At 63.9% G+C, this 24,029-nt stretch carries 21 protein-coding genes and 1 tRNA gene; 13 read left to right on the top strand and 9 right to left on the bottom strand.

Annotated features, from left to right (window positions below; genetic code table 11):
• Position 1 precedes the first annotated feature (1 nt).
• Complete coding sequence (locus tag BQ7471_RS08375; protein WP_076466309.1) at positions 2 to 1,405, bottom strand: SLC13 family permease; 1,404 nt, start codon at positions 1,403 to 1,405, stop codon at positions 2 to 4.
• A 251-nt stretch (positions 1,406 to 1,656) separates the two neighbouring features.
• On the opposite strand from BQ7471_RS08375, the gene BQ7471_RS08380 reads away from it, so the two are divergent.
• Positions 1,657 to 1,743: transfer RNA gene (locus BQ7471_RS08380), tRNA-Leu, on the top strand.
• Between the two features lie 180 nt (positions 1,744 to 1,923).
• Here the strand turns inward: BQ7471_RS08380 and BQ7471_RS08385 are convergent.
• The 5 genes from BQ7471_RS08385 to BQ7471_RS08405 form a co-directional block, all read right to left on the bottom strand.
• Complete coding sequence (locus BQ7471_RS08385) at positions 1,924 to 2,130, bottom strand: hypothetical protein (protein WP_076465532.1); 207 nt, start codon at positions 2,128 to 2,130, stop codon at positions 1,924 to 1,926.
• Between the two features lie 208 nt (positions 2,131 to 2,338).
• Positions 2,339 to 2,728, bottom strand: a complete 390-nt coding sequence (locus BQ7471_RS08390) for a sigma factor-like helix-turn-helix DNA-binding protein (RefSeq protein WP_129583396.1) — start codon at positions 2,726 to 2,728, stop codon at positions 2,339 to 2,341.
• Positions 2,725 to 2,910, bottom strand: coding sequence for a hypothetical protein (locus tag BQ7471_RS11170; protein ID WP_129583397.1), 186 nt, complete (start codon positions 2,908 to 2,910; stop codon positions 2,725 to 2,727). Before BQ7471_RS11170 ends, BQ7471_RS08390 begins: the two co-directional genes overlap by 4 nt.
• A gap of 363 nt (positions 2,911 to 3,273) precedes the next feature.
• Complete coding sequence (locus BQ7471_RS08400) at positions 3,274 to 4,959, bottom strand: hypothetical protein (protein ID WP_076465536.1); 1,686 nt, start codon at positions 4,957 to 4,959, stop codon at positions 3,274 to 3,276.
• Positions 4,944 to 5,708 (bottom strand): ABC transporter ATP-binding protein, encoded by a 765-nt coding sequence (locus BQ7471_RS08405; RefSeq protein WP_076465538.1) that lies wholly within the window; start codon positions 5,706 to 5,708, stop codon positions 4,944 to 4,946. The genes BQ7471_RS08400 and BQ7471_RS08405 overlap by 16 nt, the downstream gene beginning before the upstream one ends.
• A 372-nt stretch (positions 5,709 to 6,080) precedes the next feature.
• On the opposite strand from BQ7471_RS08405, the gene BQ7471_RS08410 reads away from it, so the two are divergent.
• Positions 6,081 to 6,290, top strand: coding sequence for a cold-shock protein (locus tag BQ7471_RS08410; protein WP_076465540.1), 210 nt, complete (start codon positions 6,081 to 6,083; stop codon positions 6,288 to 6,290).
• 354 nt (positions 6,291 to 6,644) lie between these two features.
• A complete protein-coding gene (locus BQ7471_RS08415) occupies positions 6,645 to 6,866 on the top strand; it encodes a hypothetical protein (RefSeq protein ID WP_076465542.1) in 222 nt (73 codons plus the stop codon).
• Positions 6,867 to 7,122: 256 nt separating this feature from the next.
• Here the strand turns inward: BQ7471_RS08415 and dnaB are convergent, their stop codons facing one another.
• Positions 7,123 to 8,487, bottom strand: a complete 1,365-nt coding sequence (dnaB, locus tag BQ7471_RS08420) for a replicative DNA helicase (protein WP_076465543.1) — start codon at positions 8,485 to 8,487, stop codon at positions 7,123 to 7,125.
• Positions 8,488 to 8,782: 295 nt separating this feature from the next.
• Between dnaB and BQ7471_RS08425 the strand changes: the two genes are divergently transcribed.
• From BQ7471_RS08425 to rplI, 5 genes are all read left to right on the top strand, one after another.
• Positions 8,783 to 10,195 (top strand): MATE family efflux transporter, encoded by a 1,413-nt coding sequence (locus BQ7471_RS08425; RefSeq protein WP_076465545.1) that lies wholly within the window; start codon positions 8,783 to 8,785, stop codon positions 10,193 to 10,195.
• Between the two features lie 228 nt (positions 10,196 to 10,423).
• Complete coding sequence (gene rpsF / locus BQ7471_RS08430) at positions 10,424 to 10,714, top strand: 30S ribosomal protein S6 (RefSeq protein WP_076466310.1); 291 nt, start codon at positions 10,424 to 10,426, stop codon at positions 10,712 to 10,714.
• A 50-nt stretch (positions 10,715 to 10,764) separates the two neighbouring features.
• On the top strand, positions 10,765 to 11,346 hold the full coding sequence (locus BQ7471_RS08435) for a single-stranded DNA-binding protein (RefSeq protein ID WP_076465547.1): 582 nt from the start codon (positions 10,765 to 10,767) through the stop codon (positions 11,344 to 11,346).
• Between the two features lie 83 nt (positions 11,347 to 11,429).
• Positions 11,430 to 11,672: a 30S ribosomal protein S18 gene (gene rpsR / locus BQ7471_RS08440; protein ID WP_006680614.1), complete on the top strand. Its 243-nt coding sequence runs from the start codon at positions 11,430 to 11,432 to the stop codon at positions 11,670 to 11,672.
• A gap of 19 nt (positions 11,673 to 11,691) precedes the next feature.
• Entirely contained in the window at positions 11,692 to 12,153 is a 462-nt protein-coding gene (gene rplI / locus BQ7471_RS08445; protein WP_076465548.1) for a 50S ribosomal protein L9, read from the top strand.
• A gap of 92 nt (positions 12,154 to 12,245) precedes the next feature.
• On the opposite strand, the gene BQ7471_RS08450 is transcribed toward rplI, so the two are convergent.
• Both BQ7471_RS08450 and BQ7471_RS08455 read right to left on the bottom strand, forming a co-directional pair.
• Positions 12,246 to 14,648, bottom strand: a complete 2,403-nt coding sequence (locus tag BQ7471_RS08450) for a transglycosylase domain-containing protein (protein ID WP_076465550.1) — start codon at positions 14,646 to 14,648, stop codon at positions 12,246 to 12,248.
• 78 nt (positions 14,649 to 14,726) lie between these two features.
• Positions 14,727 to 16,259 (bottom strand): CCA tRNA nucleotidyltransferase, encoded by a 1,533-nt coding sequence (locus BQ7471_RS08455; protein ID WP_076466312.1) that lies wholly within the window; start codon positions 16,257 to 16,259, stop codon positions 14,727 to 14,729.
• Positions 16,260 to 16,489: 230 nt separating this feature from the next.
• On the opposite strand from BQ7471_RS08455, the gene BQ7471_RS08460 reads away from it, so the two are divergent.
• From BQ7471_RS08460 to BQ7471_RS11925, 5 genes are read left to right on the top strand one after another with little or no spacing between them, the layout of a single operon-like run.
• Positions 16,490 to 17,026: an NUDIX hydrolase gene (locus BQ7471_RS08460; protein WP_083663328.1), complete on the top strand. Its 537-nt coding sequence runs from the start codon at positions 16,490 to 16,492 to the stop codon at positions 17,024 to 17,026.
• Entirely contained in the window at positions 17,027 to 19,336 is a 2,310-nt protein-coding gene (locus tag BQ7471_RS08465) for a DUF6049 family protein (RefSeq protein ID WP_076465553.1), read from the top strand.
• Positions 19,333 to 22,395 (top strand): lipid II flippase MurJ, encoded by a 3,063-nt coding sequence (locus tag BQ7471_RS08470; RefSeq protein ID WP_076465555.1) that lies wholly within the window; start codon positions 19,333 to 19,335, stop codon positions 22,393 to 22,395. The genes BQ7471_RS08465 and BQ7471_RS08470 overlap by 4 nt, the downstream gene beginning before the upstream one ends.
• A gap of 41 nt (positions 22,396 to 22,436) precedes the next feature.
• Positions 22,437 to 23,477, top strand: a complete 1,041-nt coding sequence (trxB, locus tag BQ7471_RS08475) for a thioredoxin-disulfide reductase (protein WP_076465557.1) — start codon at positions 22,437 to 22,439, stop codon at positions 23,475 to 23,477.
• Positions 23,474 to 24,025, top strand: coding sequence for an AAA family ATPase (locus BQ7471_RS11925; RefSeq protein ID WP_407922696.1), 552 nt, complete (start codon positions 23,474 to 23,476; stop codon positions 24,023 to 24,025). Before trxB ends, BQ7471_RS11925 begins: the two co-directional genes overlap by 4 nt.
• The last annotated feature ends 4 nt before the right edge of the window (positions 24,026 to 24,029 follow it).

Here is a 24,029-nt window from a genome sequence, read left to right on the forward strand (position 1 = left end):
ATTAGATCACCCCGAGGGGACCCCACGTCAGCGGTGCGACGAACGCGAGGAGGAGGACGCCGACGACTCCGACGACGACTCCGACGACGACCATCTCCCGTGTGGGCGTGGTTCCCGTGGAGTATGCGATCGCATTGGGCGGGGTGGAGATCGGCAGGCACATGCCGAGTGAGCAGCCCAGGGCGAGGACGATCGCGATCTGCGCCGCCGGCATCGACACCGACGCCGCCAAGCCCATGCCCATGGGGACGAGGAGGTTCGCCGACGCCGAGTGGGAGATGACATTGGAGGTCACCCAGCCGATGAGGGCGAGGGTGAGGATGAGCAGGAGCATCGGGATGGCCGCCCACTGGATGGATCCGAGGAGCCATGCGTCCAGGCCGGTCGCGCCGACGCCGCTGCCCAGGGCGATACCGCCTGCGACGAGCCACAAGACCGGCCAGTCGAGGGCTCGCAGGTCGTCGCCGCTCATCACCCTCGTCACCATGAGGGCGACGACTGGCAGGAATCCGACGACATTCGAAGAGATCCCGTGAAGGGCCTCCGTCATCCACAGGAGGATCGTGATGATGGCGACGACATAGAAGATCTGCGCATTCTTCGAGGTGTCGAATGTCGCTGATGTGTCAATGGTGAAGGAAGCGTCCTTGGGGACGTAGCGCCAAGAGATGAACAGCCAGGACACGACGAGGACGATGAGCATGAGGGGGACGGCGGCGAGCATCCAATCGAGGAAGGTGATGGAGACGCCCGCCGCTTGCAGTGCACCCAGGGCGATGGCGTTGGGCGGGGTGCCGACGGGAGTGCCCATGCCGCCGACATTCGCGGCGACGGGGATCGACAGGGCGATGCCGGTTCTCGCCCTGCCCTCGGGCAGTCCGAGGATGACGGGCATCATGACGGCGAACATAGTCGCGGTGGTCGCAGTGTTCGACATGAACATGCTCATGAGTGCCGTGATGAGCATGACGCCCATAATGGTCAGGCGCGGTTTGCCGAGGAAGGGTTTGAGCAGAACCGCGGATAGGGCGCGGTCAACCTTGTACTTGGCTGCACCGTCGGCGAGCATGAAACCGCCGAGGAACAAGATGATGACAGGGTTGGCGAGGGCGCCGAAGAAGACCGTGTACTTCGGGGCGTCCTCGCCAACCGTGAGCAGTGCATGGTCGGAGACGAAGAGGACTTCTAAGAAGATGACGAGGGTCGCGGTCGCAGCGAGGGGAATCGCTTCGGTCACCCATAGGAGGATCGCCGCGAGGAAGATGCCGAACATGCGCGATCCTTCGGCTTCGAGGCCGGGCAGGCGCACGAAGAGGAAAATCACGATGGCGAGAACGGCCCCGACTTGACCGAAGAGTTTGACGGGGTTGACCTTCTGGTGTGGTCGCTTCTGTCTGGTCGACATGTTCTTCGCGGAGCGCGGGTTGACCGACAGCGGTGTGTGGGCAGTGGGTGTCATTCACAAGACCTCGTCGTCTTCATGGGTGATCGTTGTGCCAGTCTATTCGAGTTCTCGCAGGATCTGCGGGATTTTCATACTCGTCGACACCGATTGTTAACAGTTGTTGTTCGAGTCGTGGGCCACGGTTTTCCGGCACCGCCGCGTATGGACGTCATTTGACGCGGGCGCAGGATTGCTCGTAACCTTCTTCAAGCGCGCGAGTGGCGGAATAGGCAGACGCGCACGGTTCAGGTCCGTGTCCCAGTGATGGGGTGGGGGTTCAACTCCCCCCTCGCGCACCAGTACTTTTCCGCAGTATTCTGCGAAAAAACCGAGGTACTCAAAGTATCGAAGCTACAGCGGAGACTACAGGTGCCTGCGCAAGAAGCGATCTTAGCTCTTCGTTGACCGGTCTCGGCTGACGCGCTGCGAGTTGATCTGCGTGCCTAAGCCCTCTCCGATCGGCCTCAAGGACAAGACACTCATCTTCCAAGTCCAGTACCGGCTCGCCCCCCGGCCAGGCCCCGATATCCGACCGTTTCGAGACCTATCGGCAGACCCTCGACTTCTGCGATCTCATCGATCGGATCTGCCCTGTCGCGGCCCGTCAGATCCGCGAGGCCACGATCCGTGATGCCGAGGCTGAGACCACGACCTGCGCCCGAGCCTCCGAGGAGTTCTGCGAGCATCTGGCCTCCTACGCCGAGGAACGTACGATCATCAAGTAGCGGCGCATGTGGGACCGTTACATCGCCGAGAGGCTCGATCCGTGGCCAGTCGGTCAGGTATCGCGCAGTCTGGCGTGTTCTTCGCGTTCGGCTTCCTTCTCTGCTTTTTCGCATTCTGGTATTGCAGAACAAGGGCGAGCTCTCTGATCGGGCTGTAGGCTCCTGTCGTTCAGGCGTGGGCGAGCTGGGAAACACGGCCCTTGGTTACGCCGAGAACGGTTGCAATGTCCTGCATCGTCAGGCCTTCCTCGCGAAGCTGAGCAACTGCACGCACTTGTTCGGCGCGAGCGTGTTCGCGGGCGGTTTCAGCGGCTTCGGCTGCGGTCTTGACAGCGTCAGCGGCCTTCTTGACGTCGCCGTTGACGGCGAGGACGATCTCGGCGGCGCGCAGTGCGTCATCGTCGAGTTCTTCGGCCCACATGGCGACGAGGTCTTCGGCCATGGCCTGCGCTTCAGCAAGGGTCTTTCCCTGCGTGTACTGGGTGCTCCCGTTGATGGGGGTTTCGACGGCCCACCAGCGGCCGTCGCGGTAGACGCGGGCGATGATCTCCACGGTCACTTCTCCTCCATGCTCTTGATGATTCCTCGTGCGGTCCCCTCTGACACCTCGCGGTGCCGGGGAACCATCGTCACTCGTTTGCCGATGCGGACCTTCGTGTGGTTTCCGCCTTCTGTCATGCGGGAGGCCGGGGTGAATGCCGATTCTCCGATCGGGTGGATCTCAGGAAGAGACGAACGCATCTACGACTCTGCCCCTGTCTTCGACACTCGCGTCGTTCATGACATGAGGTGCGCATGCTACCGCGCCGGCCATAACGGTGCGGCGCCGACCGTCCAGTTGAACATCTGGGACTTCATCGAGCCAGAGGAGTGAATGTATGTCGTGGGTGAAGCTCGGCAATGAGTCGGACATGAATCCGCGGTGCTGACATGGTCATCATCCTTCCGCGGAATCAGACCCTCCACCACACCCAGGACGATCCGCTTCAGGGAATTGCACCGCAAGTCCGCACAATTGTGAACTTTTCTCCTCAACGACATTCAAAAGAGCTAAAGACACTGGTAACAAAAGTTCATTCAGCATCGGCTGGTTGTGTGAGCCGCTCAGTGCCCGGGCCATGAGCGGATCTTCGTGAGGATCGCGACATCATTCGCGTCCCACAGCCTCCCGGCAACCCACACGCCCCCGACAGCGATGATCAACGCCCAGGGAACGGACACGAGCGGGCCCGCCCATGCGGCGATCACCCCGGCCTGGGACAACGATGTGGAAATGATGACCGGAAGTCCCACGAGCAACGCACCCAGGAGGGCGGCGCTTTGAATGAGTATCGTCGCCATCATGTGACCGGTGCCCCGAGTCGACATGGGCGATGTTCCTGGAGGTTGAACCGGGTAGACCCATACCGAGCCGACGACCAGGGCAAGGGCAGCCGAGCACATCAGCAAGGCGATCGCCATCGCCACCAGGTTCGCGGTGTCACCGGGCCCCCTCCCCGTCAGGAGCGCGTATGCGAGTACGCCAGCGACCATGAGCCCCGCAGAGATGGGCAGAGAGCCCACTAATCGACCCGCGCGCTCCTGTCGCCCGGTGATCGCCGAGGATACCGAGATCCACAGCGAAGTCGAATCATACTGGGCGAGGCTCCCGATGACGGTGCCCTGAACGATCGGCATGAAGTAGAGCCAGAATATGCTCAATCCGCCGGGCATTCCAGCCATGCGGTCCCACATCACCGCCAGAATGATGAAGAGCATCGGACTCGTCAGGGACACCACGAGGCGCGCGTCTCGCACCCAGTAGCGCGCGGTCCGGGCCGCCATGGACGCGGTCGGGCCGCTCAGACCCATCATCTGCCACCACTGGACGCGCGGCAGGTAGTCGTGCGCCGCACGAGCGTGAGCCTCGTGAGCGCCCTCCTTCGACGGGTCGATCAGACGCCGCCCTTCGGCGATGGCGTCGCGTGCGCTCTCCGACACCGGGTCCGCGACCCCCGTCATGGCATCGGCGAGGACGCGCAGCCACAACCGGAAGCCGACAGCGAGCGTGAGTACGGCGAGGGCGAGGCGCGCTGCGGCGGTGAGCCAGTCGCCCTCGGCGATGGCGGCAGGCACGCCGAAGGCCGCGCCGAATGGCGTCCACGCTCCGATGCGCGCACTGCGCACGACGGCGTCGGGGCTAAAGTCGCGCACCAGCCATTGGATCCACAGTCCGGCAGGGGCGAGGACGAGGATGAAGAGGGTGGAGGACACTGCGGCGCTCATGTCGCGACGGGCCGAGGTCGCCCGCAGTCTTGTCCCGATCCACGTACTCAGGGCGCGGGCCCAAGTGAAAGCGGTGGCCAGGGCGAGGGGCGCGACGAGTAGGGCCGCCAGCGCGGCAGCCGGATTCCCGGCGACCGCCCAGCCGAGGGCGGGCAGCAGTGACAGGAGCGTGGAGAGGATTCCCGCGACGCCGACGCCGGTGGCCGCCACGAGTCCGGATGCGAATCTGGGGGACGGGTCGACATAGGGAGCGAAGCGCTCGGGATCCAAGGTGTTGTCCATTCCGAAGAACACAGCGGGCACGACCCACCAGGCCAGGACGAGCCCCGCGCCGCCCAGAGTGAGCACTGCGAGTGGGACTTCGGCGTCGCCCCAGAGGATCGACCCGACCACGGCGACCGTCAGGCTCGCCACCATGCCCAGTGCGTACACGAGTCCGAGGACCACCATGACGAGGACCCACGTCTGTCGGGTGAAGGTATTCCAGGTCATCTTCGCCTTCAGGGCGATCAGTTGCCGAACCACGACAGCCCCTCTTCGGCTCGGCGCCCGCCGACGAGTTGGGCGAATCGATCGTCCAGGCTCATCCCGGCGGCGACCTCGTTGGTCGTGCCTGCGGCGACGAGGCGCCCCTCGTTGATGACGGCGACGTGAGTGCACAGGGATTGAACGGTTGCCATGGCGTGGCTGGACAGGATGACGGTGCCGCCCCCATCCACGAAACGGGTGAGGATGGTGCGGATATTCGCGGCGCTGACGGGGTCGACGGCCTCGAAGGGCTCATCGAGGACGACGACCTGCGGCCCGTGGATGAGGGCGGATGCCAATGCGATTTTCTTGGACATTCCGGCTGAGTAGTCTCCGACGAGTTTGTTCGCGGCTCCGGTGAGGTCGAGGGCGTCGAGGAGTTCTGCTGTTCGGCTCCGCGCAGTGTCCCTGTCCAGGCCGCGCAGCATGCCGACATGAGTGAGCAGGTCCGCGCCGGAGAGTTTGTCCAGCAGACGCATCCCATCGGGCATGACGCCGAGGAGGCGACGGGCCCGCGCCTTCTCGGTCCACACGTCGACTCCCTGGACGAGGGTGGTACCCCGGTCGGGGCGCAGCAGGCCGGTAGCCATGTTGAGCGTCGTGGTCTTGCCCGCCCCATTGGGGCCGACGAAACCGTAGAAGGAGCCAACGGGCACGTCCAGACTCAGGTCGGCGACGGCGAGCAGATTGCCGTAGACCTTGACCAGTCCCCGGATGGCGAGTGCTGGGTGCGGCGAAGCGTCCATAGGAACTCCAACATAATGATCAACTATTTCAATGCGGGTCAGCGCATGCTTTGCCTGCCGGTGCGGGATGCTCGTCGTGTTCAGGTTACTCCCCCCATTCCATCCATCGGTTTCCACAGTCCATCCTGTGGGTTCCCCTGGTTTCAACCGGCGGGGACGACATTGATCTCATTCCGAGGTATCAACCACTTGTTGGACCATGGTGCACCGATGAGGGCCCCGGTCGATTAGGATGGTACGCGTAGTCACACAGTTTCATTGCAGGACTTGCTTTTTACCGGGCGGTTGCACGAGGTTGGGTCACTATGCCGGATCGGCACCCGGTCCGGTACACCGCCCCTGAGGGGCACATTTGCAGATTGGAAAAACCCCATGACCACCGGTGTCGTGAAATGGTTCAACGATGAGAAGGGCTATGGCTTCATCACTCCCGATGACGGCTCCGCCGACGTGTTTGCTCACTTCTCCAACATTATTCAGGAGTCCGGCCGTCGCACCCTCTTCGAGGGCGCCACGGTCGAGTTCACCACTGCTCAGGGCCCCAAGGGCCTGCAGGCGGAGAACATTCAGCAGCTCGGCTGACATTCTCATACGCCGGTCCTCCGTGCACTCCTCGTGCACGGAGGACCGGTTTTTCTCCGCGTTGACTTGTCGATAACCCTCCGCCTACGACTGGGACTTTCAGCCTAATTTCACCAAAAACTCTGGAAACGTTTCCGCCAATGATGATAATTTGTCGGACGACCCGGCGATTATGCAGGTCAAAGGCGTGTCTCATCGCTCACACGGAATGGACTCCCCCGCCTCGCACTGCTACCGTATGAGGTGCTGAACAAGGGGGCACAAAGGCCCAGACCTTCGAAGCAACATTGACACACTGCTGTGCGGGGCACAGTCGGTGCTTTCGCAACAGCACTGACTGAAAGAAGAATCCTCATGGAACACATCGTCAAGTCTGAGATCGCCATCGCCTCCTGGCAGAAGACCGCTGATGTCTCGGCTCTCGTCGCGACCGTCGTCCTCCTCGCCGTTCTCGGCGTCGTCGCCGCCATCAACGCCTCCTCCCCCGTGTCGATCGTCATCGCGGCCCTCGTCGGCCTCTCCGCGATCCTCTTCATCCCCGCCGCCTACGCGATCTCCCGCAACGAGAAGCACTGAGCAGATGATTCGGGGCGCGCAAGGATGCGCGCCCCCCATGACCGAGCGTGACACATGTGGCGTCACGCTCTTTGTTTTGCCCAGTGACACCCCGTCCTCGCCGCGTACATCATCTGGGGTTTCTTCCCCCTCACTTCCACCAGCTCTCACCCGCCGGAGCCGTCGAAGTGATCGTGCATCGCGCAGCGTGGGGGTTGCTCGCATGCCTCATCGGACTGGCCCTATGAGCATGCTTCACGCGCATGACGGGTTGACCCTATTCTGCGACGTTCTCTCGGCGCATGGCATCGGGATCCTCTCGGCGCGTGTCGTTGACGAAGCGTGCCATATGCCCTTGGAAAAGGACTTTGATCGTCGCCGTCGAGCCATTGCGGTGCTTGGCGACAATGATGTCCGCCTCACCAGGGCGCTCACCCTCCGAGTAGTACTCGGGGCGGTGGAGCAGCATGATGATGTCCGCGTCCTGCTCGAGGGACCCGGATTCGCGTAGGTCAGACATCATGGGCTTGCGGTCGTTGCGGGACTCTGAATTCCGGTTGAGCTGGGCGACCGCCACCACCGGAATCTCGAGGTCCTTGGCGAGGAGCTTGAGGTTCCTCGACATCGCGGACACTTCCTGCTGACGCGATTCGACCTGGCGTCCACTCGTCATGAGCTGGAGGTAGTCGATGACGACGAGGCCGAGGTTGTGCTGCTGCTTGAGCTGGCGGCACTTGGAACGGATCTCCGTGATCGTCATATTCGCCGAGTCGTCCACGTACAGGGGGGCCTCTGCGAGCTTCGACACGGTGCCCGACACTTTTCGCCAATCGTGCTCGGTCATGGAACCGGACTGCATCTTCGACAAGAAGACCCCCGATTCGGCGGAGAGCATGCGCATCGCGATCTCCTGCTGGCTCATCTCCAGGGAGAAGATGAGCGAGGTGATGCCGTGGCGCACGGATGCTGATCGGCAGAAATCGAGGGCGAGCGTCGATTTCCCCATGGCGGGGCGCGCGGCGACGATAATCATCTGCCCCCCGTGCAGGCCCTGGGTGAGATCGTCGAGGGTGGTGAAGCCGGTGGGAACCCCGGACAGCCTGCCCTGGTTCTCCTGAATGTCTTCGAGGTGCTCGAGGATGTCGTGCGCCATCGACTCCATCGAGATGTAGTCCTTCGAGGTGCGCTCCGAGGAGACCGCGTAGATCTCCGACTGGGCCTGTTCGACGATCTCCTCGACTTCGCCAGCATCTGCGTAACCGAGTTGGACGATGCGGGTCCCAGCAGTCACGAGGCGGCGCATGATGGCCCGTTCGCGCACGATGCGCGCATAGTATCCGGCGTTCGCAGCGGTGGGCACCGAGGCGATGAGCGAGTGCAGGTAGGCGGCGCCGCCGACGCGCTGGAGTGTCCCGTCGCGCTGGAGCTTCCCGGCGACAGTGATGGCGTCGGCGGGCTCGTTCTGCCCGAAGAGGTCGACGATCGCATCGAAGATGATCTCATGGTTGGGCATGTAGAAGTCCTGGCCGCGGATCTCCTCTGTGACGACGACGATCGCATCAGTCGTGAGCATCATGGAGCCGAGGACGGACATCTCCGCGTCGATGTCCTGTGGTGGTGTGCGATCGAAATCCCCCGCCATGCAGCCCTCCGTGCCCCGTCCCAATCCATGCGCTCCGCGCGCGTACACATGCCTGGAGGGTAGCGCCTCATCGCGTCGAATACCCACTCTCCGTGCACACGTGAATGGGGATGGAGTGTGGATGAGGTGTGGACACTGCGGCGTGTCGTCCACATGCCATGTGGACGACCACGAAACGCAAAAACATCAGAATTTGGAATTCGCTACACTTTGTGGCTCTATTGCCACACTCTGCGCACCCCACTTGTCCACAGATGTGTGCACAGAATGTGGAAAAGAATTGGAGTTGCAATCAGTGGATAACGACGAACGCCGCCCACCGAACCCTCAAGCGCCCCTCGAAGGTGCGCCCTCGACCGCGAACAGCGACTTTTCGGTAGTATCCCGCCAAATCTTCGCACTCGCTCTGCCCGCCCTCGGCGCTCTCGTCGCCGAGCCGCTCTTCACCTTCATCGACTCGGCAATGGTGGGGCACCTGGGGACGGCACAGCTCGCGGGCATGTCCCTCGCCTCTCAGATCATCCAGACCGTCGTCGTCCTGTTCATCTTCCTCGCCTACTCCACAACCTCGCTGACGGCGCGCGCCTTCGGAGCCGGGGACCCCGGGCGCGCCGTACGCGCAGGCGTTAGCGCCATATGGCTCGCCGCAGGACTGGGGATCGCGAGCGCTATCGGCCTCGTCCTCGCCACCAGTCCCCTCACGAAGGCGATGACGGTGGACGGCTCCCTCCTGCCCCACGCGAACGCCTATCTATGGGCCAGTGCCCCCGGCCTCGTCGGGATGCTCATGAGCTTCGCAGCCGTCGGCACCCTGCGCGGATTCCAGGACACGACGACTCCGCTGATCGTCACGGGAGTGGGAGCGGCGGTCAATGTCGCGCTCAATGCGCTGCTCATCTACGGGCTCGGGTGGGGAATCGCCGGCTCGGGCGCGGGCACGTCGGCGACCCAGCTCGCCATGGCGGGCGTCTACTGCACGATCATCGCCCGCAGGGCGCACCGACTCGCCGTCCCCCTGACCCCGGACACCTCGGGGATCTTCGCCGCCGCAAAGGACGGGGCTCCCCTCATCGTGAGGGGACTCGCATTGCGCATGGCGGGCCTGGCGACGATCTGGCCCGTGTCGCGGCTCGGCTCAGAGCCCCTCGCCGCCTACCAGGTGGTCCTCACCGTGTGGACGCTGACGGCTTTCATCCTCGACGCCCTCGCCATTGCCGCGCAATCCCTCGTCGGGCTCGCCATCGGACAGGGGGAGCGCACTCGGCTGCGCACACTCTTGCGGGTCCTCGCCCTGTGGGGAGCGGCAGCGGGAGCACTCCTCGCCGTCCTCGTCGCCATCGTCTCCCCGCTGTTGCCCCGCCTCTTCGGATCCGAGGCAGGGATGTGGCCGATCGCAACCTGGGGCCTTATCGCCGCAGGGTTCGGACTGCCCTTCGCGGCACTCGTCTTTATGCTCGACGGGGTGCTGCTCGGGGCGGGGGACAATAGGTTCTTCGCCGTTGCGGGTGTCCTCCAGCTGCTCGTCTACCTGCCCTCCCTCGCCTTCATCGACTCTATGCGCCAGGCGGGAGCCTCCGCGCAGGTCGTCGTCGCCGCCGTGTGGTTCGCCTACGGATTCGTCTACATCGGGGCGCGCACCGTCTCCAATGTGTGGCGCACCTGGTTCACGCCAGTCATCCTCGACCCCCCTGCCCCCGCAGGGCGATAAGCGGTTCGAGGGCTCGGTGCCCGATGAATGCGGATCTGCGGAAAGCGGCTGAGGACTCTGAGCGGGCAAGTGGAAAAGACGAGCCGGGGGCACTAGAGTTGACCGTTGGACTGTCATCGCCTCCCAGCAGTGGCGGTTCACGCGCGGGTCACATGGCCCTCGCACATGCATGACCCTCCTGTCACGGACCGTCCGTGACCGTAAAGACCAGAGGAGGTGGGACACAACGTGCGTAACTATGAACTGATGGTGATCCTCGATCCGTCGATCGACGAGCGCGCCGTCACCCCCATGATGGAGAAGTACCTCGAGCCGGTCGCCGCGAATGGCGGCTCCGTCGAGAAGGTCGACGTCTGGGGCAAACGTCGTCTTGCTTACGACATTCTCAAGCGATCCGAGGGAATCTACGTCGTCATCACCATGACGACGACTCCCGATGTCGCACTCGAGCTCAACCGCCGCATGGGCCTCGACGAGGCCATCCTGCGCACCAAGCTCCTGCGCCCCGACGCCCACTGAGCATCTGGCGAGAACCATCCCACCCACCTGCACCGACCCAAGGAGTCGATATGGCCGGAGAAACCGTCATCACGATCGTCGGCAACCTGACTGCTGATCCGGAACTGCGCTTCACGCAGTCCGGTGCGACAGTTGTCGACTTCACCGTTGCTTCAACGCCCCGCACCTACGACCGCAATGCCGGCGAATGGCGCGATGGGGACACCCTGTTCATGCGTTGCTCCGCGTGGCGGGACATGGCGGACAATATCGCCGAGTCCTTGCGCAAGGGCATGCGAGTCATCGTCCAGGGTCGCCTCACCCAGCGCTCTTTCGAGGATCGCAATGGGCAGCAGCGCACCGTCGTTGAAATGCAGGTCGACGAAGCCGGACCGAGTCTGCGTCGCGCCAAGGCGACCGTGGAGCGCGTCCCACCCCAGGGCGGCTACGCCCAGGGGGGCTACCAGGGAGGGAACCGTGGTGGCGCACCTGACTCCGGCTACCAGGGCGCCAACCGTGGTGGATCGAATCAGGGCTACCAGGGTGGTGGTTCTCCCCAAGCCAGCTACGGTGCTCCCGCCGGCGGCACCGTTGACGATCCGTGGCGCGCATCCTCGCAAGGCGACGCCGCATTCGGTGAGCCGCCGTTCTGATCGGCCCGGCAACTCCGCGCTGATCAGACACTCAGACATCAATGGAGTGGGATCGCGTCCCACTCGGATCCAAGGAGACCATCATGGCGAAGCCTCAACTTCGCAACAAGCCCATCAAGAAGAAGGCCAACCCGCTGAAGTCAGCCAAGATCGAGTCGATCGACTACAAGGACACCGCGCTCCTGCGCAAGTTCATCTCTGACCGTGGCAAGATCCGCGCTCGTCGCGTGACCGGCGTGTCCGTCCAAGAGCAGCGCCGCATTGCCCGCGCAGTGAAGAACGCCCGCGAAATGGCGCTCCTGCCCTACTCGTCGACCGGCCGCTGATCGGGAAAGGATACAGACTATGGCTACCACCAAGCTCATCCTCACCCATGACGTTGCGGGCCTAGGCAATGCCGGCGAGGTCGTCGAGGTCAAGTCGGGCTACGCCCGCAACTACCTCGTCCCCCGCGGTTTTGCGACCAAGTGGACCAAGGGCGCACAGAAGCAGATCGACCAGATCGCCGCCGCACGCCGCCGCCACGAGATCGCAACCGTCGACGATGCGCGCGAACTGCGCGACGCCCTCCAGGGCGCCGGGATCGTCACCCTTACCGGCAAGGTCGGCAATGCGGGCCGCCTCTTCGGCGCCGTATCCGCAGCTCAGATCGCCGACGCGGTCAAAGAGCAGCTCGGCCTGACGATCGACCGTCGTCGCATCATCATCGCCGCCCCGATCAAGACGGTCGGCGACTACACGGTGAGCGTCAACCTCCACTCTGAGGTGTCTGCGAACCTGAAGATCCGCGTCATCGCGGCGAAGTGATTCTTCGCATCGACTGATGCGAGTGAGCGATTCGGGCTCCCAGCATCGGCTGGGAGCCCGAACTCGTTTCAGCCGAGAATCTTCTTGCGGCGCTACCTGGTATTCGGGTTCGCCTGGCGGTTCTCATTCCCCGTGTCCGTACCGGGGTTCTGATTCCCACCGTTTCCTCCACCGGAGTTGCCGGCATCCGACGAGCCACCGTTGCCCCCGCCCCCCGGATTGGTGTTCGCACCCGAATTGGAATCGTTGCCGGCGCCCGTGTCCGGATTCGTTGTATCAGGTTCGGGGCGTGTGTCGGTGGACGGAGTCTGCGGCTGGTTCTGCGTCTGCTGATCCGCGGGCGCTTGGCCCCCAGATTGCCCGATCTGACCCGACTGCGGCACTGATTGGGGCTGTTCGACCGTCGAAGTGGACTTGCGATTCGTCGACACCTTCCAGTCGAAGTCGGTGGCGGTAAGAGTCCCCGTCGCAACCTTCATATAGGAGATCCACACATCGACCGGCCAATCGCCGCCGTGGAACTGGTTGAGTCCGCCGACATTATCGAGCGGCACCGCATTGCCATTCTCATCGGATTGGTACATGGACACGGCCGTCACCAGGCCGGGGACAAAGCCAACGAATTGCGCGGACCTCTGCTCCTGCGAGGTTCCGGTCTTGCCGGCGGCGGTGAACTTCGGCAGCGCCAACGCGACCGCCTCCGCCGTTCCATCGCTCTCGGTGACCGCCTCAAGAGCAGGCATGATCGAGGAGACGTCCTCGACGGTGAAGGCCCTCTTGCTCGTTGTCGGCGCCTGGTAGACGGAGTTGCCCCGAGAATCCGACACCGAGCGAACGATATGCGCATTGATGCGCGACCCGCCGTTGGCGATCGTCGAATACGCGGTAGACAAGTCGATGTTGTGGGGGGCCGCGAATCCGAGGACATTGAGGAGCGTCGGTTCCAGTCCGACCGTGTCCTCGGGGATCCCCGCTTTGATCGCCGTCTCCATGGTGGCGTGCGCGCCGACCTTCTCATTGAGTGCGACGAAGGCGGTGTTGATCGAGTACGAGGTCGCCTTGACGAGGTCGACAGTCCCGAAGGAGTACCCTCCGTCATTCGTCACCGCTGATTCGATGCCCTTGAAGTATTGGGGCGATTTACCCGAGAAGCGGTCCTTGACGGAGCCGCCGTTTTCAGCGTTCGCGAGCAGCGTGAACGCCTTGAAACTCGACCCGGCCATCGCGATGTCCTGAGTCACCCCGTTCTGTTGACGGCTCAGGTAGTCCGCCCCCGCGTACTCGGCGACGATCTCACCCGTCTTGGGATCCACGGAGGACAGGGCGACGTGCATACTCTTCGGATCCCATCCGGAGATCGAGTTCATCATCTCCGCTGCGGCGACTGCCGCGTCCTGGCGGTCCTTGTCGATGGTGGAGGTGATCTTCAATCCGCCGGTCGCGATCGCCTCCTCGGTGAAGGCGCCCGACGCGAGGAGCTCGGAGCGCACCTGTTCGATGAGGTACCCGGTCGGACCGGACATCGATTCGTCAACCTGCGAGGACGGGTCGACCGTCTGGGGGAAGACCGCCGCTTTGGCGTCTTCAGCGCTGATCCACCCGTCCTCGACCATGAGCGAGAGGACCCGCTCGAAGCGCTGCCTCGCCTGATCCTCGTCGACTGCGGGATCCCAGGCGGAGGGTGCGGGAATGATGCCCGCGAGCATGGCCGACTCCGCCAGCGTCATCTGGGCTGCGGGGTGGCCGAAGTAGGCCCGTGACGCCGCCTCAATGCCGTAGGCCCCGCGGCCGAAGTAGATCGTATTGAGGTAGTTGCCGAGGATCTCATCCTTGGACTGTTCGCGGTTGATCTTGATGGCGAGAACCGCTTCCTTCGCCTTTCCGAGGTAGGACGTCGTCTCCCCGACGTAGTAGCGCTCCACGTACTGCTGGGTGAGAGTGGAGCCGCCCTGCCTGCTCCCCGTCGTGAGGTTGTTCAACAGGGCACGGGCAATGCCCTTGAAGTCGATCCCGGAGTTCGTGTAGAAGGTCCTGTCTTCGCTGGCGACGACCGCTTTGCCGACGTAGTCGGGCAGCGTGGCGGTGTCGATGATATTGCGGTTGACGTCTCCAAAGCTGCCCATGGTGGTGGTGCCGTCGGAGTAGTACAGCGTCGTCTTCTGCGCGAGGGCGAGATCATCCGCTTCAGGGATCGACAGCCGCGAATAGAGCGTGAGGAATGCGCCCATTCCCGCGATGAGTACGGCGAGGAATACGAAGAGCAGGCCAAGCCCGATCTTGCGCCCGATATGACGCGAACCAGAGCCCTTACCCCGCTTCTTGGAGTTCGGCGCCGTGCCCGTCGCCGACTTGCGAGAACCGCCCGAGCGCGCAGCCGCAGACGTCGAAGAACCCTCGCGCGGGCGGGCCGCGTCGGCGCGCTTGGGCAGATGTGAGGACCGGGAGCCGGATCCCATGATCTCGTTCCAGCCCATTCTCCCGTCAGATTTCGCCACGAATTCAGCCTTTCAGCAGGGGTCTGTTCCTCCAGCCTACGCAGTAATCCTGCGAAACGGCCGAATTCGTGACGGGTTCTACTCCCCTTGGGAGGCCTCGCGTGCCTTCTTCGCAGCCTGTTTGCGGGCCCTTTTCGCGGCGGTGATCACCTCCCAGCGCGCCTGCTGCGCCTCGTATTCGGCGGCGACATCGCGGACCTCGTCCGACGCCCACCAGGCGAGCAGTTCTTCGCGCGCGGCTTCCTCGCCAAGGGGACCGCGGTCCATCCGCAGCGTCATGAGGTGATCGAGCGCCATCTTCACGGCGCGTGACGGGCGCAGCCCGAGGATCTCCATCACCTGGTCCCCGTCGAGGTCGGGGCGTATCGCATCGAGTTCTTCCTGCTGGCGCAGGGCATCGATGCGGGCTTCGAGATCGTCATAGGCGCTCGACAGCATGAGGGCCTTGCGGCGGTTGCGCGTCGTGCAGTCAGCGCGGGTGAGCCGGTGGAGGCGTTCGAGCTGGTCCCCGGCGTCGGCGATATAGCGCCGCACCGCCGAATCGGTCCACGTGGCCTCGCCGTATCCGTGGAACCGCAGGTGCAGGCCAACGAGCTTCGACACCGCTTCCGTCGTCGCCTTGTCGAACTTCAACGCCTTCATCCGCGAGCGCGTCATCTTCGCGCCCTTCATCTCATGATGGTGGAAGGACACGGTGCCATTGGGTTCGAATCGCCTCGTCGCAGGCTTGCCGATGTCGTGCATGAGGGCGGCGAAGCGGAGGATGAAATCGGGGGCGGGCACCGGGCCGTCCGGACCCGTCTCCAGGTCCATCGCCTGTTCGAGGACGGTGAGGGTGTGCTCGTAGACATCCTTGTGGCGCCGGTGCTCATCCACCGTGGACACGAGGTTGGACAACTCGGGAAGCACGATGTCGGCGACCCCCGTGTGGACCATTAGTTCGAGTCCGCGCCTGGGGGCGGGAGAGAGGATGAGACGTTCGAGTTCGGCGCGGATCCTCTCCGCGGAGACGATCTTGAGCCTGTGAGCCATGGCCTCCATCGCGTCCATGACGTCGACATCGACGTCGATCTCGAGTTGTGCGGCGAATCTGGCGGCCCTCATGATGCGCAGGGGGTCGTCGTCGAAGGACTGCGTCGGCGTGACGGGGGTCCTCAGCCGTGATTCGGCGAGGTCGTCGAGGCCGTGGTACGGGTCGACTAGCACCATGGCGGGCAGTCTCATCGCCATCGCATTGACGGTGAAGTCACGCCTGGTCAGGTCCCCTTCGAGGGTGTCCCCGAAGGATACTTCCGGTTTGCGGGAGCCGACCTCGTAGGAGTCGGTACGGTAGGTCGTCACCTCGACGGTGATGTCGCCCCTGCGCGCGCCGATGGTCCCGAACTCTTTGCCGATATCCCAGACCGCCGACCCCCATGTGGACAGGATCTCCTCGGTGCGGTCGGGAAGCGCGGAGGTCGCGAAGTCGAGGTCGTGGGGGGTCGCTCCGAGGAATGCGTCACGCACCGGACCCCCGACGAGGGCGATCTGCTCTCCTGCGTCGTCGAAGATCCGCCCGAGTTCGAGGATCGCGGGAGGAAGTGCGGCGAATGTGCGGTGAGCATTCGCCATGAGCGTCGGGATATCGCGCGATTCGCGGGCGGCGTCGACGTTGCTCCCCCGCTGGGGGGACGAATCGGAGGGGGAGACTCGGGCTGACTGTTGAGGGCACATCACCTCTAAGGGTGCCACGTCGACGGGTGCAAACTCCACGCGCAACGACCATGACTTTGGTGAGGCGACCCACGTCTACACCCCCGGTCTTCGTCGAGATAGTCGCTCCGGGCAACTAGAGTGGACCTATGCCTGCACGTCCGACGGATTTGAAACCGGGGGTCCCCAGACCCCCGCGTCGTGATGTATCGTCGCGCGCAGTCCACTCGCATTCGGCGCATCTTCCCGTGTCATCCGAAACCTCAGCGGGGGGCATCGTCGTCGATGTCGTCGACGCCATCCCCTATGCGGCGATCATTGCGCGGCGCAATCGTGCGGGCCGCATCGAATGGTGCCTGCCGAAGGGTCATTTGGAGGCCGGTGAGACCGCGGAACAGGCAGCATTGCGCGAGGTCGCCGAGGAGACGGGCATCCACGGCCGCATCATCCGCCATCTCGCGAGCATCGACTACTGGTTCTCGGGGGCAGACCGCCGCGTCCACAAGGTCGTCCACCACTACCTCATGGGATACGTGTCGGGGACAATCACCGTTGAGAACGACCCCGATCACGAGGCGGAAGAGGCCGCGTGGATGCCGCTCCAGGACTTGACCCGCCACCTCGCGTATCCCAATGAGCGCCGGATCGTCACCCTTGCACTCGATCTGTTGTATAAGGATGCGTAAATGAGGCGGCCCTACTACCTGCGCGCCGCGGCACGACGCTGGATTCGCACGGGTCTCGCCCTCGTCCTCGCAGTGGCGATGACCGGTTTCGCCGCAGTGGGCCTCCTCCCCGAGGCGGCATCCAGGGCAGCCGATTCGACTCCGTCACTCTTCGCCCAGGCCTCCTCCCACAACGGCATCAGCGTCGTCATCAATGACCTCCAGCCCCGGATCCTCACCACCGAAGAGGAGCTCGTCGTTTCGGGGACCGTGACGAATACGTCAGATCAGGTCCTCACGACTCCCGCGCTCTTCGTGTCGATGGAGTCGTGGACGCCGGTGTCCGTGGACGCCCTCGCCACCATGCTCAATTCGCCGGGTGCGACGGGCGTACCTGTCAGCATCGACAACCTCTCGCAGGATCTGGGGGTGGGGGCGTCCACACCTTTCGAGATCCACATCCCCTTCTCCCAACTGCCCCTGTCCCTGGACTCCGAGTGGGGGCCCCGCGTTGTAACGGTGTCCGCCCACTCCTCCGGATCGTCGGGCTTCGACCGGTCGATCGCGATCTGGGATTCGGGTGAGGATCTTGCAGGAATCGAGGTGTCTACCCTGGTCGCGTGGACTTCTGAGAACACGACGGGCACGTCTGCGGAGAGGCTCGCAGTCCAGCGGATCGCGCAGATGACGGGGGCGACTCTCGCCATGGATTCGCGGGTGATCCCCCGCGCCAAAGTGTCGGATGTATCGCAAGAGCATTCCGACGACTCCGCCCTCTACGGCGAGTCAGCAACCCACCACGCCAAAGTGTCGGATGTATCGCAAGAGCATTCCGACGGCTTGAACGCACAGTCGTTGAGCCGCGAGGATCAGCGCTTCTTCTCCGCCCTATTCACCACCGCCCCCCAGGTCGTTGCACTGCCCGATGGGGATGCGGATCTGGGAGCGCTCGTTCTAGCAGGCAATGAGAGCCTTCTCGCCAGGGCAGCCGATTCCCTCGCTTCATTCCCCGATCGCACAGTCCCCGCATACGAGGACGATGCCGCCTCCGGACAGTCGGCGGGAGGCGAACAGTCGGGAAGGGCCGAGCAGTCGCAATCCGACGCGCAGTCGGCTGATTCCCAGTCGGGCGCGCAGTCGGCGAACAACCCTGACCAGGATGCTCCCTCTTCCCCCGCGCTCCTATCCGCGACGAGTACGACACAGTTCCTCACAGATGTGGTGTGGCCCTCCGCCGACTCCTTTGGAACGACACAGTTGGCCGCCCACTCGGATCGGGTCACCATCGCACCCGTCGGTGCTCTCCAACCCGATGACGACCTCGACTTCACATCGCTCGCCATCGCAGAAGTATCGACCTCGACGGGCGAGACCTCCCTCGAAGGGGAAAGCTGGGACACCGCCACCGTCCTCGTTCAAAATGATGCGATCGCCAGCCTTCTGGGCTGGTCCACATCCTCTCGGGCGGATGCGCTCGACGCCGAACAGGGTCTCGCCGCAGTCACCGCGATCATTACCCGCGAGCGCCCCTATTCGCTGCGCACCGTCTTCGCGGCCGTGCCGCGCACGACCACGGTGACCAACGGCCTCACCGATCGGCTTACCGCTCTGCTGTCGCAGCGCTGGGTGACCCCCGTCCCCCTCCAGGACATGATGCGGTCAACGCCCACCGACGTGGAGAGGACGATCGTCGAACCCGGGTCCCTTGCTGAGGACTCCGACAGGGCACTGACCACTCTCAATGATGCGTTCGCCTCGGTCACGCCCCTCGCGCGAGCGACCAGTGATCCCCAGGCGGTTCTGTCGGATGTGGAGGAGGGCGTCCTGCCGACGATGAGCGCCGCGATCAAACCGGATGAGCAGTTGACGAGGGCGTCTCAGTTCAGCGCATCGGTGTCGGTGCTGCGCCAGAAGGTGACGGTCGAGCCCTCGGCGGCGGTGAACCTCATCAACAAGTCCGCACAATTCCCAGTCCTCGTGCGCAATTCCTTGGACTGGGACATCACCGTGTCCGTCACCCTCAATCCCTCGGACCCGCGTCTTCAGGCGATGAATGCGACGACGGCGACCATTCCCGCGGGAGCTGTCACGACGGTGGAGGTGCCGGTGACGGCGATCGGCTCGGGCGACATCGAAGTGACGTATAAGGTGTCGACGCCCGATGGAACGATCCTCGACGATTCGCAGAGGGTTCTCGTCCGGATGCGCGCAGGGTGGGAGGATGCGTTCACGATGGCGGCGGCCGGGATCTTCGGATTGCTCTTCATCGCAGGGCTCACGCGAACCGTGAGGAAACGCGCCGGAGCGCGTCGAGTATTGGAGAACCCATGACCGAATCGGCAGGCAAGTCCTCGCTCCTTCGAGCCAGCGCCATCATGGCGTCGGGCACGATGGTGTCGCGCATCCTCGGTTTCGTCCGCTCCGCCATGCTCATTGCGGCGATCGGAACGGCCGGCGGCGGCGTCTCCGCCGCATTCCAGACGGCGAACACCCTTCCGAACACCGTTTTCAACCTTCTCGCGTCGGGCGTCTTCGATGCGGTCCTCGTCCCCCAGATCGTCGGCGCTCTTAGGCGCAGACATGACGGGCAGACATATGTCAATCGCCTCCTCACTCTGGCCGGCACCCTCCTCTTCGTCGTGACGATCATCGCGATGATCGCCGCCCCCCTCCTCGTCTTCATCACCGCTGCTGGATACGACTCCGAGATCCGAACGCTCGCGATCCTCTTCGCACTGCTGTGCCTGCCCCAGCTGTTCTTCTACGGCTTGTACAACCTGCTGGGCGAGCTGCTCAACGCCCGCGGGGTCTTCGGCCCGTACATGTGGGCGCCCGTGGTCAATAACATCGTCGGTATCGCCGGACTGGGCGCGTTCCTCATGCTGTGGGGGACCGCCGATGGGCGCATCAATGTGGCGGACCTGTCATCCGCGCAGTTCTGGTTGCTCGGCGGTTCGGCGACCCTCGGCGTCATCGCACAGGCGCTCGTCCTCGTCATTCCAATGCGCCGCGCGAAGGTCCGTTTCACACCGGACTTCCACTTCCGCGGGACCTCCTTCGGGTCGACGTCGAAAGTCGCGGGATGGACATTCGCGACTCTGGGGGTCAGCCAGATCGGCGTCCTGTCGTCGAGTAACCTCTCTGCACTGGCCGACGCCTATGCGAAGGCGCACAACGTCCTCATCCCGGGGATCCTTGGATCGACGACTGCGTTCATGGTGTTCATGGTCCCCCAGTCCCTCATCACCGTGTCGTTGACGACGGCGATCTTCACCCGCATGGCGAATTCGGTCGCCGAGGACGACGACCGGGGAGTGGCCGACTCCTACCATCTGGGCGTCAAGACGATCACGTCATTGACCCTGCCCGCTGCGGCGATCCTCATGGCGGGGTCGGTCCCCATGATGCAGATGGCGGCGTATGCCGAGTCGAATCAGAGTCTCGTCGTCGGCTATGCGTGGATTCTCACGGCCTTCATGCCCGGAGTGGCGTCGACGGGAATGGTGCTGATGAGTCAGCGCGTCTTCTTCGCGTACGAGGACGTGCGCCCCGTGTTCCTCATGGGGATAGGCCCGACTATCCTTCAAGTCATTGTTGGCTGGTCCCTGTACTTCTTGACGGGAGCGGCCTGGTGGGTCGCCGGGGCCGCTCTCGCTGAGACGGTGTGCCGCCTCGTTCAGGGTATCATTGCAGTGGTGTGGGTCTCGCGCAGGAATGCCTACGTCGATCAGTCGATGCTGTTGCTCTCCTATGCGGCCTTCCTGGTGAGCGCGACAATTGCGGGCGCTGTGGCATTCGCCGCGCTGAGCGCCGTCGGTGTGACGACTCCGATCGCCTCATCCATCGTCCGATTCGCGATCGCGACCCTCAAACTGGTGATGGTGGCGGTCGTGACATCCCTCGTGTACATGCTGGTCCTGCGAGCCATCTCCCCCGAGCAGTCGGCGTTGACGATCGCCCCACTGTTGGCCCGCCTGCGGGTTCCAGCCCGTCTGCGCGCTATCCTCGCCGCGCCGATCGCGCAAACCCCTGCAGAGGCGGGGATAATGGCCGAGGTGGATTCTTCTTCAACGGAGGGTGATATGAACGAGGACGAGGAACTGATGCCTGTCGATCCTTTGGCGTCGGACTCGGACGGGTCGGCGAAGCCCGTGGATCGCGATGCGCTCGTCCACTCCCTCGAGTCCCATTCCTCTGCATCCCAGGATCAGTCCCTGCTGTCATTCGATGACGTCCTCGCGCGCGATGGCGATTCCCTCACCGATGACGATGGCGTGCTGTCCCCTCCGCTGCCCCCCATGCCGCACGAGCCGGAGGCGCCCGGAGACGATGCTCCCGAGACCGAAGCGCCCGGAGCCCAGGGGGCGGGCGCATGGTTCGCCGCCGCAGGAGCCTCATTATCGGCATGGGCCGTCAAGGCCCGCGATGGCGCATCGCAGATGGCCGCCAGGACGAAGGCCTCCCTCGAGGAGGCGACGGCCAAAGTCCGCACCCCCTCACAGGCGGATTTCGCGAATACGCCGCCCGCGCAGGAGCCCGCCTCCGATCCGGTCGACGATATGCCCCCGCGTCCTGACGCCGAGAACGCGCCTCCCCCGCTGCCCCACGACGGCCTCGATCTCAGCGGTGAGGAGCTCACGACGACCGTTGATGCCCCGATCGTCGCCTCCCGGTCCTTCGATGAGGCGATGCGAGTGGCTGACAATGCTCCCAGTGATGCCCATAGCGGTGATGGTCCGGTGTATTCCGCTGATGGGCACCGCCTCATCGATCCGACGAAGCCGACGCTCATCCTCGCCATCGCCATCACCGTCGTCGGCGCAATCTGGGCGATCAACACGGCCCTCGCCCCCGTGGGCGAGATCGACTTCGCCCAGTCCCTGGCGAGCGCCGCCTCATCCTCGGCGCAGTCCGGCGACAAAGAGTCCGTGGACAAGCCTGGGCCGTCGGCTGTCGTCGCGCCGCGGATCACCGCCGTCTCCGTCCTGTCGTGGTCCGATGACAACGGCGACCATCCGGAGACCGCAGTCAACATGATCGACGGTGACGGCTCCACGTCGTGGCATTCGCGCTATTACGAGTACAACCAATTCGCCGACGATTCGAATGTCACGATCCTCGTGAAACTCGAACAGGAGGCCACCGTCTCCTCGGTGACCCTGGAGATGGATCCATCGACATCGGGCGGAGAGGTCGTCGTGCGCAACGTCACAGACACCTCGAATCCGAGAAGCGGAACAGAAATGACGACGTCGGCGTTGTCACCTACAACGACGATCACGCTACCCGAGCCCGTGACGACCAGCGCCATCGCACTGTCATTCAGAACGATGCCGACCTCCGTCGATGGTCAATCATGGGCGTGGGTGCACGAGTTGAGCGTCAACTGATTTCGTCCGACCGGCTCTCGCCGATAACAGATTGGTTCTCCATGTCCTTCTCCTTCATCCCCAATGCCCTCGCCGTTGACGTCGACGCGACCGATTCCGTCGAGACCAGCGCTGAAGCGCGCGTCGATGTCACCGCACCGATCCCCGCTGATGCGCAGATCCACGAGGTCGTCATCGTCGGTTCGGGTCCGGCCGGGTACACGGCCGCGATCTACACGGCGCGCGCAGGACTGCGCCCCCTCGTCCTGGCGGGGGCTGTAAGCGCGGGCGGCGCTCTCATGAACACGACCGAGGTCGAGAACTTCCCCGGATTCCCCTCCGGCGTCCAGGGTCCCGAACTCATGGACTCGATGCGCGAGCAGGCGGAGAGATTCGGCGCCGACATCCGCTTCGAGGACGTCGTCACAGTCTCCCTCGCGAGCGATGTCAAGGCCGTGGCCACCGATGATGAGGTGTTCTACACCAAGGCGGTGATCCTGGCGACAGGTTCGGAATACCGGCATATGAACGTCCCCGGCGAGGACCGGCTCTCGGGGCGCGGAGTGTCCTACTGCGCGACCTGCGACGGGTTCTTCTTCAAGGACAAGGCCCTTGCCGTCATCGGCGGCGGCGACTCCGCCATGGAGGAGGCGACCTTCCTGACGAAATTCGCCTCGAAGGTGACGGTCGTGCACCGCCGCGATGAGTTGCGCGCCTCGAAGGCGATGGCTGATCGCGCCCTTGCCGACCCGAAGATCGAGTTCGCGTGGAATGCCACGGTGGACGAGGTCGTCGGCGACGAGACGGTCACCGCCCTTACCGTGAAGTCGACGCTCGACGGTTCGACGTCGACCCTGGCCGTCGACGGAGTCTTCGTCGCCATCGGGCACCTGCCGCGCACAGGCTTCCTCAAGGGCCAGGTCGACCTCGACGAGGCGGGCTACATCGTGGTTGACAATCCCTCGACGCGCACGAACCTGCCCGGTGTCTTCGCCTGCGGCGACGCCGTCGATCACACGTACCGTCAGGCGATCACGGCTGCAGGTTCGGGCTGCCGCGCTGCTCTCGATGCCGAGCGCTGGCTTGCCGACCATGCGGACTGAGACGATTCCTCCAATGCGCCGAATGCGGTAAACCGTCAGATAACACTGCCTTCACAACGATGGACGATGCCCTCACTCGTCGTTACTCGACCGACGACCCCGAAGGATTCCTCCACTCCGCAGGGGACGGGTTACTCGCCATTGATGAGATTCAGCGCTGTCCTCAGTTGATCCTGCTCCTGAAAGCAGAGGTTGATCGTGATCGAGGTCCGGGCCGTTTCCTCCTCACAGGGTCGGCGAACTTGCTGCGCATCCCCGACGCACCAGACTCGCTGACGGGGCGCGCCCTCACTATTCGCCTCCACCCATTCAGCCAAAGTGAGAGCACCGGGCGCCACGACGATTGGGTGAGTCGCCTTCTCAGTGGACTGCAATGCCAACCGTCGTCGACAGCGGACTCACGGCAAGAACCTGTTGTCCATGCCCCTCACCGCACTCTGGGACTCGTGATTTCCCGTTGCCGCAATCTATGTCAGCAGAATGATCGTGCGTGTCGCAGACGTTGCTCGCCCCCGACATGCGCATGCGAGGACGATAGTGCACGATGAGGGC

This window comes from Actinomyces mediterranea (assembly GCF_900155595.1).
Lineage (GTDB): Bacteria > Actinomycetota > Actinomycetes > Actinomycetales > Actinomycetaceae > Pauljensenia > Pauljensenia mediterranea.